Here is an 11,400-nt window from a genome sequence, read left to right on the forward strand (position 1 = left end):
CGCGTTCAGCGTCGCGCCAGTCGCCCGGCCCCCCAGCCGAGCGCGACCGACAGCAGCACCGCCGCCCCGCCGTATAGCCATTCATGGCGATTGGCAGCCTGGGCCACGAAGCGCTCGAAGCCCTTCTTGCGGATGTCGATGTCGCGTACCGCCACCGCCAGCACCCGCCCGTCGCGCACCAGGAAGGTTTCGGCGGTGAAGCGGCCGACCGGTACGCGCGCCGGGATCGACACGCGTGCGCGGTACAATACGCCATCGCTGATCTCGACAGCGCGCGGCGCTTCGTAGAACAGCCCGGTGCGCACGCGTTGTTCGACAAGCCCGCGCGTGAAGCGATCCTGCACATCGGACGGGGCGGCGGACGCAGGCGACAATTGCAGGCTGTCGAGCCCCAGCTCGTAGATCGCGCGCGTGCGCGCATCGACCAGCTCGTCGAGCGGCCGCGAGGAAGCAACCGCGTAGAAGGACGGGGCCGAGCGATAGCGCAGCCGCCCGGCATTGACCCAGATACCCGCGACCTTTTCCTTCTCGCGGATCACGATCGATTGCGTCGGCCCCTTGACGACCACCACGACGTCCGCACCCTTGGTGTCGGTGGGCGGTCGCCCGCCCGGATAGATGATCGCGCCGAACAGCAGCAGCTCGGCGCCCGCAAAGCTGTAGGCGATATCGATCTCGCGCTGCGACACATCGGGCACCAGCAGCGGCTTGGCCTGCGCCATGATGAGCGGCGCGGCGGCGAGCAGCAGCGCGGTCCTCACGACAATTCGACCGTATAGATTTCGTCGGGCCGCCATCCCAGCCCCAGCGCGATCCGGCCCGCGACCAGCAGCACCATCAGCGCCAGCGCGAGCCGCAGATATTCGGGCCGCGCCTTCGCCGCGAAGCGGGCGCCGACCTGCGCGCCGACCACCGATCCGATCAGCAGCAATCCCGCCAGCACGATGTCGACCGCCTTGGTCGTGGTCGCGTGCACCAGGGTCGCCGCAGCGGTGACGAACAATATCTGGAACAGGCTCGTCCCCACCACGACCGCCGTCGACATGCCGAGCAGGTAGATCATCGCCGGCACCAGCACGAACCCGCCGCCGACTCCGAGCAGGATCGTCAGGATGCCGGTGAAGAAGCCGAGCAGCAGCGGTGCGAGCGGCGAGATATACAGCCCCGAGGCATAAAAACGGGTCCGAAACGGCAGGCTGGCGACCAGCGGATGGTGCCGTCGCCGCCGCGCCGGCGCACTCCGCCGCCCCTTAGCGACCAGGATCGCGTCGACCGCTTCCTTGAGCATCATCAGTCCGATCGACCCGAGCAGCAGCACATAGGTGATCGCGATCGTCGTATCGATCTGCCCCCATTGCTGGAGCAGCCGGAACAGCCACGCGCCGAACAGCGAGCCGAGCACGCCGCCGATCACCAGCACCGTCCCCATTCGCGTGTCGACGCCACCACGCCGAAAATGCGCGAACACCCCCGACACGCTGGCGCCGGTCACCTGGCTGGCGGCCGAGGCGGCTGCGACGGTCGGCGGGATGCCGTAGACGATCAGCAGCGGCGTGGTCAGGAACCCGCCGCCGACCCCGAACATCCCGGACAGCAGGCCGACGCCCGCGCCCAGCGCGATCATCACCAGCGCGTTCACCGACAGGTTCGCGATCGGCAGATAGATGTCCATGACCGGTCGAACCGCTAGCGGGTTCGCCGCCGCGATGCCATCAATAGTCGGTGCCGATCGACAGCGCCGGGCCCGACGCCGGTCGCGCGGTTCCGACGATCCGCTGTCGCCACTCGAGGGCGAGACGCAACGTCTGCGTGCGGCCGACCGGCACGTCGATCATCGCAGACGGTCCGACATCCAGCCGCTGCGCCTCGCGCTGCGCACCACCCCACACGCCCAGCCCCAGCGAGACATGTACGTTGTCGGCGCGCCGGAAGACCGGACGCACGATGTGCGCGGCACCATCGGCATAGCCATCGATCTCGCCGCGAAGCACGGCCCCCGCCTGTGCATAGCCATCCAATCGAAAGCCAAGAGGCAAGGCCACGTCGCTGGCCCCGCCGATCAGCCCCACGCCCATGCCGCCGCGCTGATCGGACAAGCCGAAGCGTCGCTCCACGACAAGCCGGAGCGGCAAGGCGCCTGGCCGCCATTCGAGTCCGAGCGCAGCTTCCTGCTGCGGAGCATCGAGCGCGGCCGCAAGCCGCGCGACCACCGCGACGCGCCGCCGTGCATCGAGTGTGCGCGCGATCCTCACTCCCGCCTGCGAGCCGCCGAGTTGCGGGGTCGACACGCTGCTCCCGCCCCCGTTCCCACGAACCATCGCCCAGCCGCTCGCCGACCAACGCCGCGCCGGCGCTGGCGGAGCGGACAGCATATCAGCCATGACACCGAGCGTCGTGTGCGACTGTGATGTCGTCGCTTCGGTGAACACCGGGGCTGGCGATCTGGGCAACATCATGAGGGGAAGAGGGGCTTTGGTCGGCCCGATGCGCGTTGTGGGCGGGATGGGCCGGTACAGGACGACATGGGCCTCGGCCGTCTCGTGGGCCCGCGCGAAGGCTGTACTTGCTGCAGGTCGCGCGCGCTGACGTTTGACTTCAGCAGCGGCAAGCGGTGCCGCGGGTCGCAGCGGCGGCGCGGGCCAGAGTTGCCACAACCGCATTCCGATCCAGCCCGCGAGTACCAGAAGCAGGAAGCGCAGCGGCCGCCCTCTCGCCTTCATGACGTTGCGGGTAGCTCGTCCGGAAAGCGGTGGATCGTCTTCTCCCAGCGCGGCGGGGAGCCACGGAACGATGCCAGATAGCGGACCAGCGCGCGCCGCGCCGCCAGCATCGCAATGCCATTGGACACCATCGCACGCGGCAGCGCCCGTACGCCCTCAGCCCACCCGTGTTCGGCGGCCGTATGCATCGCCCGCGCAATCAGCCGCCAGCACAGCAATCCACCGTTCAGCGTCAACAACACGCGAAGGCCGATCCCGACCGGCTCCGCCGGGCGACCGGTGAGGAGATGCGCCAGCGACGACACTCCCCAGCCGATCAGCGCCAGATAGGCGGCGATCAGCGCCAACACCGTCAACAGCCCACGGCGATCGCGCATCCGCATCCAATATTCTGCGGCGTGGCGTCGCCTGCCCCAGCCGGTCCGATCCCATCCCAGAAGCGCGATCCCATTCACCCAGCGCGCCTTTTGTCGCACCGCGGCCTCGATCGTGTCCGGAAAATAGGCGCGGGTTGCGATCAGACGGCCGTTCATGCGCTCCCGCAAGCGCACGAACCGCGCCGGCAATCCCAGCGCCGCGACCCGCAGTCCAAGTTCGTAATCCTCCGTAAGGCTTTGCGGCTCGAACGGCGTGCCGCTGCCGTCATCGAGCCGGTCGAGCGCATCGCGCCGGATCGCGCACGCCACGCCGGCCAGCGGCACGGCCGCTTCCAGCGCGGACCGGACCACCAGATCGCGCCGGTGCGATTCAGCGAACTCATCGGCATAATGGCCGGAAATCAACCATCGCCGCCGGTCGATCAGCGGCATGACCGGCAATTGCACCAGCGCAACGTCGCGCAGATGATCGTCGAAGACCCGTAACTCCGCCGGGTCGACGACATCCTCCGCATCGTGCAGCACGATCGCCGCCGTGCGCCGCGCGCCGGCGAGATCGTCGGCGAGCAGTGCCTGCCACAATTGGTTGAGGCAGTCGGCTTTGGTCGTCGGCCCATCATGCGCCACGACAACCACGCGCACGCGCTCGTCCTCTGCCGCTACCGCCCGCGCCTCCTGCAACGTGCCGGCATCGTTGGGATAGCAGCCGACATAAAGGCGGTAATCGGGGTGATCATAACGCCTCAGGGTCGCACGCAGCATGGCGCCGATCACCCTCCTTTCGTCCCACGCGGGCACGAAGACCGCCAGCGGCAGAGGCGGTGCGGGCACCAGCGCCAGCCGATCCGGCTCGGGACGCCGAACGCGCCACCAAAACAAATCCATGACGAGATCGTCGATGCCGCCGACGAGGATGACGACGGCGGCGAATAGCGCCAGCTCGGCAACGGCGCGATCGAACACGCTCAACACGTCATTCATCGACCCGCGAGATCCATCGTTGCTGCCCCCGTACCGCCGTATCGATGGCGATAGTGTGGCAGAATGGCAACGACGCGAAAGAAGCGTGCGGACCCACGAACCGAATGGTTGACCGAGCGTTGCCGCCACGGTCCCCTTTCCCCCTTTCGGGACCGGTGCCGACCCAAGCCGGTACCGGCCGCGCCGTCGCGTTACAGGCGGCGCGGCCGAACCTGCCTTATTCTAGAAGTAAAAACCTCGCACTACGTCGAGCACGATCCCACGCCGCTGATCGACCAGCAAAGCATCGTCATAGTGACGAATCCATCGTGCGCTGCGCGGCGCCGCCGGAAGTCGATAACGCCACGGATCGGCGATCACGTATTGCGTCCCATAATAGGACGGTGCGATCCGCCCGCCGGGCCGAAATGTCTGATAGCGGAACGGGGCCTGCCAGCCGCCGCGCGCATACAGGTCGCGATGCCCCGCGCGCCATTGCTGCATGTCCGCCTGCCACGCACGCCGATCGCGCTGCCACTGGCGTTGCCGGCGATAATCACGGCGATCCTCGCGATACTCCTGCCGCGCTTCCCGCAGGTCGCCACGTTGCGCGCGGACGTCGCGCCAGTCGCCACGCTCGCGGGCTCGAGCGAGCTGGCGCTGTTCTTGGCGAATGTCCTGACGATCGCGCCGCAACTCCTCCCGCGATTGCGCGGCCGCCGGCGTCGACGCAACGACGCCCGACAATGCGCTGGCCGCGAGCAGCGCAGCGGTGACCAGATGACGCATCACTTTTCCTCCATGCGACGATGCGACCCGCGCCGCATCGTTGCCGGAGGATGTGTCATGCCGGCGCTGAACCATCTGAAAACGCCATCGTCAGCGAACCGACAGAAACGTGTTTTTACTGGCCGTTACGCCCGGTCGGCCCCGCCCCGCCCGGTCCGCCGGCCGCACCGACGGCGCCGATGTTGCCAAACAGATCCTGGAAGAAGCCGCGCTCGCGGCCAAGCGTCGGGGTCGTCTTGCCATAAGGTTTCAGGCTGACGACCTGCTCGACCCCGGACTTGCGGATCGCCGTGACGTTCCCGGCCTGATCGAAGCTGACCTGCAACGTCAACTGCTCCTTCGCACGCGGGGCGTTGAACGCGTAATTGCGACTGTCGCGCGCGATATAATACCAGTCGCCCTGGTTGAACTGGCTAGCGAAGCTGGGCGTGCCGAGCGTGGCGAGCACCGACTGGCGATTGTCGACCCCCGGCTGGATCGCATTCACCAGATCGGCGTCGACGATATAGCCCTGATGCGAGCGGAGCGGAGCACAGCCCGCGGCAAGAACGCCGGCCAGGGCGAGGAAGATCAGCGAGCGCATCGATACTCCGGTCACAGGCGCGCGTGGACTTTGCGGCCGTCCGCCTCAATATGCCCACCGGCGCGGCGAAACAAGCGCGTGCCGGCAAGCGATCGCGCGGAGCGATAAGGGGATGGTGCGTGGGCTGGTTGACGAAGGTGCTGAGACGACGCGACAGGGATGCCGCGATGCCGCTGTACGATGCGGTGGTCGCCCGCGCCCGCGCACCGCATTGGTATATCGACGGGGCGGTTCCCGATACACTCGATGGGCGCTTCGACATGGTCGCCGCGGTCCTGTCGATGGTGCTGCTGCGGCTGGAAAACGATCCGGACGGCGCGGAGCCGATCGCACGGCTGACCGAGCGCTTCGTCGATGACATGGACGCGCAGGTCCGCCAGATCGGCTTCGGCGACATGGTGGTCGGGAAGCATGTCGGCAAGATGATGGGAATGCTCGGCGGCAGGCTGGGAGCGTACCGAGAGGGGCTGGCGAACGGCGGAATAGACGAGGCGTTGGTGCGCAACCTGTATCGCGGTGCTGCCCCGAACGCGGCGGCAGTGGCGCATGTGCGTGGGGAACTTGTCGCCTGGCACGAGGCACTCGCCGCCGTGCCGCTCTCGCAATTGGTGGAAGGACGAATGGCATGACGACCGAATTCTCGCGGGTCGAGCGGCTCGACACGATCGGCAGCGAGGATCGTCAGGTAACGATCGCGGCCGACGACGCAGAGCGGCTCGCGCTCGCTCGCCGCTTCGGGCTCGTCGCCCTCGAGCGGCTGACCGCCACCTTCGCGATCCGCCGGGAAGGTAGTGCCGTCATGGCGCACGGCCATGTCAGCGCCGCGGTGGTGCAGAGCTGCACCGTCACGGGCGCCTCGCTACCGGCCAGCGTCGAGGAAGATGTCGCCCTGCGCTTCGTCGAGCCGATCGACGATATCGGCGGAGACGAGGAGATCGAATTGTCCGGCGACGCGCTCGACACGATCGAAATCGAGGGTGGCGGTATCGATCTGGGTGAGGCAGCGGCCGAGACGATGGCCCTCTCGCTCGATCCGTTCCCGCGCAGCCCGGACGCGGAGGCCGTGCTGAAACAGGCCGGGGTGATCAGCGAGGAAGAGGCCGGCGCCTTCGGTGCGCTGGCCGGACTGAAGGCCAAGCTCGAAGGAAAAGCCTGATCGCGCCTAATGATTGAGCGCGTTGATGGCGGCGTGGACGCGCGCCTCGGCCTCGCCGCGCGGCAGCCCCGGCGGGATCGGCTCGCCGATCCGGATCGTGACGATGCCGGGGCGCTTGGCGCCCTTTTTGGGCAGCAATCGCCCGCTATCGAGCGCGATCGGCACGACCGGCAGCCCCAAGGCCTTATACAAGCCTGCAAAACCGGAGCGCAGCGGCGGCGACTCGCCATGCGGCACGCGCGTTCCTTCGGCATAGACGACCACCGATCGCCCGGTCGCACGCACCGCTGCCCCCTCCTTCATCATCGCCCGCAGCGCCTTCGCCGATGCTTCGCGATCGACGACGATCGCGCCATATTTCACCGCCGACCATCCCCATAGCGGAATACGCATCAGCTCGCGCTTCAGCACCATCGCGGGCGAGCCGAGGATCAACTGCAGCTCCAACGTCTCGTACATCGCCTCGTGCTTGGCGACGTACAGGAATTGCCCGACCGGCACCTCGCCCTCGACCCGTGGGCGAATGCCGAGGATCCAGCGCATCAAGACCCGATGCAGTCGCGACCAGCGGTCGGCGTGCGCGATGACCGTGCGTTGCCCGAACAATGCTGCGATCGGCGTCGTCGCGACGATCGGCACCGAGGCGATGTAGAAGATCACACGGAAGATGATCGTGCGCAGCCAGTTCACCGCAGTCGCTCCCCCCACAGCACCAGCCGGCGCAGCAGCAGCTTGTTATATTCGTTGAAGGCCTGCGTCAGCGTCGGCTGCGCATCGACGCCGTCGACCAGCACCGTAACGCCGTCGCCTAGTGCCGGGCCGAGTTCCAGCGCCGCGCGGCGTGCATGCCAGTTCGAGGTGACCAGCCGAATCGAGTGATAACCATGCGCCCGCACCCAGGCGGCGGTCTCCTCGGCATTGCTGCGCGTATCGACCGCCTCCGCACCGAGATCGACGCAGCAGGCAATCGTCGCGGCATGCCCCGCCACCCGCGCCAGATCGGCGCGCGTCACCCCCGGCGCGGTGCCGGTCACCAGCATCCGCCGGGCGCGACCATGTTCCAGCAGGTCGAGCCCGCGCGCCGTCCGTCCTGCCGCCCCGGTCGGCACGACGATCCCGTCGGTTCGCAGGGTCGCGTCAGCGGGCGGCGGCAGCGCCAGCATGAACACCGCGAACCCGAGCGTCCACAGCAGCAGGGCGAGCGCGATCACACGCCGGATCATACCAGCCGCCCTAACGCGCGACGGACCGCGACATAAGCGACCAGCGCCGCCAGCGCGACGAACGCGACCGGCAGGATGATCGCACTTCCCCAGCCGACACGACCCAATGTCATCCCGCCGAGCAGTTCGGCCCCGGTGCCCGATCCCACCTGCGCGAGCAGCGCGATCGTCCCCCATGCCAGGGGGGCGCCGATCAGCGCGGCAAGGCCGGCATCGCGCGCCATTCTTCGGCAGAACAGCCGCGCCACCTGCGCGTCGGTCGCGCCGAGCCGGTGCAACACCTCGATCGTCGCCTCGTGCGTAGCCAGCCCGGCGCGAATCGACAGCAACACCATCGCAACCCCTGCCCCGATCATCAGCGCGACGATCACGCCGGCGAGCAGGGTCACCCCCTGAAGCAGTGTGCCGGTGCCCACTACGGCTGCGCCCCGCGCATCGATCCGAGCCCCGGGGTCGATCGGCGCCACGATCCGGTGGACCTGAGCGGCACCGTCACGCTCCTGTGTCAGGGTCACGTCGATCAGCGCCGGGACGGGCAGGTCGTCCTCGCTTGCCTCATCGCCCAGCCACGGGCCGAGCAATCGCGTCAGTTCGGCGCGGGGCACCTGAGCGACATGCGCCACCGACGGCGCCCGGCGCAACGCGGCAACCACCTGCGCAGCACGGCGGGCACGCGCCTCGGCATCGCCGGTGACGATCTGCACGGTCACCTGCCCGGCCAGCGCGCTGCGTAACGCGGCGCTAGCGCTCGCCGTCGCGATGCCACCAGCAGTCGCCAGCACCGCCAGAAAGATCATCACCGCCAACACACCGGCCATCGTCCAGCCATGACGCGCGGTGTCGAGCAGCCGGGCGGTCGCGGCGCTCATGCGCGCTCGCGCCTCGGCGCAATGGTCGGCTCGGTGAGGCGGCCGGCAGCGATCCGCAGCGTCTGCGCGCCGGGCACGCGCGGCAGCAGGTGCAGGTCGTGCGTCGCGACCACCACCGTCGTGCCGAGCTGGTTGAGCGACGCGAACAGCTGGATCAGCCGGTCGGCCATCGCATCGTCTACATTTCCAGTCGGCTCGTCCGCGAGCAGGATGTCGGGCCGCGCCACCACCGCGCGCGCAATGGCCACGCGTTGCTGCTCGCCGCCCGACAGCGTTTCGGGCTTCGCCGCGGCGCGGTGCGTGAGCCCGACCCATGCCAGCATCTCGCCAACGGCCTCGCTAATCTCATCCTCCGGCGTGTCAGCAATCCGCAGCGGTAGCGCGATGTTGTCCGCGACCGACAAATGCGCGATCAATCGAAAGTCCTGATAGACCATGCCGATCCGCCGTCGCAGCAAGGGCAGCCGCGCACGCGTCGTGGCGGCGATGTCGGCCCCGAACAGCCGGATCACCCCGCGACTGGGGCGTTGCGCCAGATGGAGCAACCGCAACAACGAGGTCTTGCCCGCCCCGCTGGCGCCGGTCAGAAAATAGAAGGCGCCGGCGACGAACGAGCAAGTGATATCGCGCAACACCTCTTCGCCATGGCCGTAGCGAAGCCCCACATTCTCGAACTGCACGATCGCCGCCATCGAACGCAGCCTTTGCACGCGGGACCGGCGTGCTTCAAGCATCGCGACTCCCGCTTGCGTTGCGGGGCGCACGCGTGCTTAGATTCGGTTCGTCCGTCTTGCCGGTGCCGCGCCTATGATCCTCGATTGTCCCGAATGCCGCGCCCGCTACCTGGTGCCGGATGACGCCATCGCGCCGCCTGGGCGTACAGTGCGCTGCGCCAATTGCGGCCATAGCTGGTATCATGACGTCAGCTACGCCGATGAGCCCGAGCCAGAGCCCGAAGCAGAGGACTCGCCCGCGTCGATCGCGGAGCCCGCGCCCTCCCCACCGCCGCCGCCGCTCGCCCCGGCCGTTGACGAGGCACCGCTGCCCTCGCCCAGCCTCCCGCTGCAATCGCCCCCGCCGGCCGCCGTCGAGCCCGATCCAGAGCCCGAACGCTACGATGCCTTCGCGCATCGTCCACCATTCCGCGCAACGACGCGTGGCAGCGGGCGGATCCGAACGATCGCCAGCATCGCCGCCGGCCTGCTGATGCTCGCTGCGGTCGCGGTGATCCTTTGGACCACCGCCCCTGGCCTCGCCCAGCAGATCGGTCTTTCGATCGGGCCGGAAGAATTGCCGCTCCGCATCGCCGACAATCCGATCCAGCGCCGCAAGATGGCGAACGGATCGGAGCTGTTCGCGGTGAGTGGCCGGATCACCAACCCGTCCTCGACGCGGCAACGCGTACCCGACATCCGCGCCGACCTGCGCGATTCGCAAAATCGCATCGTGTTCAGCTGGACGATCACGCCGCAGCAGCGGACGCTGCTGCCCGGGGGCGCGATCGACTTCAATTCGGCGCAGGTCGACGTTCCGGCCAGCTCGAAGCGGCTCGATCTCAGCTTCGTCGGCGAGGCGAGTTGAGATCAAAGCGATAAAGAGCGTTGCCAGCCCCGATCGGCTTTGCTAGGGGCGCTCGCCTACCAGACGCCGGGTCTGCCCGGTGGACAACACGTGCGGTCGTGGCGGAATTGGTAGACGCGCAACGTTGAGGTCGTTGTGTCCGAAAGGACGTGGAAGTTCGAGTCTTCTCGACCGCACCAGTTTCTCCTGAAAAAACAGAAAGTGCAGCGGTGCCGGTCCATCCGCCGATGGTCGAGCGGCGAAACAATCCCGTTGTCCATGTCCCGGATCTCAAGGCTGCCCACCTCGACGCCGCCTCTAACCTCTTCGTTTTTCCTTACGGGAACGTCGACGTCGATCGCGACGCTCAAGGCGGGTCACTGAGTTGGCCCGGTTCTGACCTCTTGGGGTTATTGTCGCAGCGACGACATCGTGCGGCGAGAGGTGAGAGATGCCACCTTGGAAGCAATTCAACGACACCGCACCCGGTGCGCAACCAGGCTACGCGCTGGTCCTGATGCTCACCCTGCCGGACGGATCGCAGCAAGAGGTAAGATTCGATGGCATTGAAGGAGACTATGTCGTCGATCGAAAATGGTCGATCGTAGACAGCGCTTGCGGACGGCAACAGGCTTTTAGGCAGTCGGCCGTTCTGGAAGAGCATCGATTGTTTGCGACATGGGAAGTTCCGAGCCAGCAACAGAAGACAAGAGCGGTCAATTTTCTCAAGAAGCTGGGTGTCCGCAACATCAAGGTCAGGATGGTCGCGCCATGATCGTCAGCGAGCACGGCTCGATCGCGCAACAGGTTGCGAGGATCATCGCTCAATATGTCGTCTTTCTAGAGTTGACGGACGAGGAGAGCCTTAATCCAGATGTTGCGGTCAAGATGCTGGAGGCGTTAGGGCCGGAACTGGCCGCGCTCGACAAGCCGTTTCTTCACGAGTTGATTAATGCATTTCCTGCTGTCGCCGACGAATATGGTGACGAAGCAGGCGCTGTGGTGGCCGTTATTCCGCGCAGCTTCTACCTCGAAGAGGTGCTCGCCGACGACGAGCCGATGCGGCTCGCCGAACTGAACGCGGTGCGCGCGACGACCGATTGATTTCTGATCCGGCATGGCGCCAGCTGCCAACTGGCGAGCACGGCGAGCAAGTGCCCCCG

The 11,400-nt window shown here is 67.3% G+C and carries 15 protein-coding genes and 1 tRNA gene; 6 read left to right on the forward strand and 10 right to left on the reverse strand.

Translation table 11 applies throughout. The features are described from left to right. Positions 1 to 5: 5 nt before the first annotated feature. From PGN12_03075 to bamE, 6 genes are all read right to left on the reverse strand, one after another. On the reverse strand, positions 6 to 722 hold the full coding sequence (locus PGN12_03075) for a TIGR02186 family protein (GenBank protein ID MEH3102866.1): 717 nt from the start codon (positions 720 to 722) through the stop codon (positions 6 to 8). 35 nt (positions 723 to 757) lie between these two features. Next, complete coding sequence (locus PGN12_03080; GenBank protein ID MEH3102867.1) at positions 758 to 1,672, reverse strand: sulfite exporter TauE/SafE family protein; 915 nt, start codon at positions 1,670 to 1,672, stop codon at positions 758 to 760. A gap of 40 nt (positions 1,673 to 1,712) precedes the next feature. Continuing rightward, on the reverse strand, positions 1,713 to 2,381 hold the full coding sequence (locus tag PGN12_03085) for a hypothetical protein (GenBank protein ID MEH3102868.1): 669 nt from the start codon (positions 2,379 to 2,381) through the stop codon (positions 1,713 to 1,715). A 335-nt stretch (positions 2,382 to 2,716) separates the two neighbouring features. Next, a complete protein-coding gene (locus PGN12_03090) occupies positions 2,717 to 4,078 on the reverse strand; it encodes a glycosyl transferase family protein (protein ID MEH3102869.1) in 1,362 nt (453 codons plus the stop codon). Between the two features lie 222 nt (positions 4,079 to 4,300). Then, entirely contained in the window at positions 4,301 to 4,846 is a 546-nt protein-coding gene (locus tag PGN12_03095) for an RcnB family protein (GenBank protein MEH3102870.1), read from the reverse strand. 115 nt (positions 4,847 to 4,961) lie between these two features. Next, on the reverse strand, positions 4,962 to 5,429 hold the full coding sequence (bamE, locus tag PGN12_03100; GenBank protein MEH3102871.1) for an outer membrane protein assembly factor BamE: 468 nt from the start codon (positions 5,427 to 5,429) through the stop codon (positions 4,962 to 4,964). A 167-nt stretch (positions 5,430 to 5,596) separates the two neighbouring features. Between bamE and PGN12_03105 the strand changes: the two genes are divergently transcribed. Together PGN12_03105 and PGN12_03110 are read left to right on the forward strand one after the other, a co-directional pair. Next, positions 5,597 to 6,058, forward strand: coding sequence for a ubiquinol-cytochrome C chaperone (locus PGN12_03105; GenBank protein MEH3102872.1), 462 nt, complete (start codon positions 5,597 to 5,599; stop codon positions 6,056 to 6,058). After that, the gene (locus PGN12_03110) at positions 6,055 to 6,585 is read left to right on the forward strand and encodes a DUF177 domain-containing protein (protein MEH3102873.1); all 531 of its coding nucleotides are present in this window, start codon (positions 6,055 to 6,057) and stop codon (positions 6,583 to 6,585) included. The genes PGN12_03105 and PGN12_03110 overlap by 4 nt, the downstream gene beginning before the upstream one ends. 6 nt (positions 6,586 to 6,591) lie before the next feature. Here PGN12_03110 and PGN12_03115 read toward each other — a convergent pair whose 3' ends face one another. The 4 genes from PGN12_03115 to ftsE are packed head-to-tail and all read right to left on the reverse strand — an operon-like array spanning position 6,592 to position 9,369. After that, entirely contained in the window at positions 6,592 to 7,275 is a 684-nt protein-coding gene (locus PGN12_03115; protein ID MEH3102874.1) for a lysophospholipid acyltransferase family protein, read from the reverse strand. Then, positions 7,272 to 7,808: a YdcF family protein gene (locus PGN12_03120; protein ID MEH3102875.1), complete on the reverse strand. Its 537-nt coding sequence runs from the start codon at positions 7,806 to 7,808 to the stop codon at positions 7,272 to 7,274. Before PGN12_03120 ends, PGN12_03115 begins: the two co-directional genes overlap by 4 nt. After that, positions 7,805 to 8,677, reverse strand: coding sequence for a permease (locus tag PGN12_03125; protein ID MEH3102876.1), 873 nt, complete (start codon positions 8,675 to 8,677; stop codon positions 7,805 to 7,807). The genes PGN12_03120 and PGN12_03125 overlap by 4 nt, the downstream gene beginning before the upstream one ends. Continuing rightward, a complete protein-coding gene (gene ftsE / locus PGN12_03130; GenBank protein ID MEH3102877.1) occupies positions 8,674 to 9,369 on the reverse strand; it encodes a cell division ATP-binding protein FtsE in 696 nt (231 codons plus the stop codon). Before ftsE ends, PGN12_03125 begins: the two co-directional genes overlap by 4 nt. A 115-nt stretch (positions 9,370 to 9,484) precedes the next feature. On the opposite strand from ftsE, the gene PGN12_03135 reads away from it, so the two are divergent. The 4 genes from PGN12_03135 (at position 9,485) to PGN12_03150 (ending at position 11,341) form a co-directional block, all read left to right on the forward strand. Continuing rightward, entirely contained in the window at positions 9,485 to 10,258 is a 774-nt protein-coding gene (locus PGN12_03135; GenBank protein MEH3102878.1) for a zinc-ribbon domain-containing protein, read from the forward strand. Between the two features lie 92 nt (positions 10,259 to 10,350). Then, positions 10,351 to 10,437: transfer RNA gene (locus PGN12_03140), tRNA-Leu, on the forward strand. A gap of 251 nt (positions 10,438 to 10,688) precedes the next feature. Next, positions 10,689 to 11,012, forward strand: coding sequence for a hypothetical protein (locus tag PGN12_03145; protein ID MEH3102879.1), 324 nt, complete (start codon positions 10,689 to 10,691; stop codon positions 11,010 to 11,012). Then, complete coding sequence (locus tag PGN12_03150) at positions 11,009 to 11,341, forward strand: hypothetical protein (GenBank protein ID MEH3102880.1); 333 nt, start codon at positions 11,009 to 11,011, stop codon at positions 11,339 to 11,341. Before PGN12_03145 ends, PGN12_03150 begins: the two co-directional genes overlap by 4 nt. Positions 11,342 to 11,400: the final 59 nt, after the last annotated feature.

It is taken from the genome of Sphingomonas phyllosphaerae, assembly GCA_036946405.1.
Lineage (GTDB): Bacteria > Pseudomonadota > Alphaproteobacteria > Sphingomonadales > Sphingomonadaceae > Sphingomonas > Sphingomonas phyllosphaerae_D.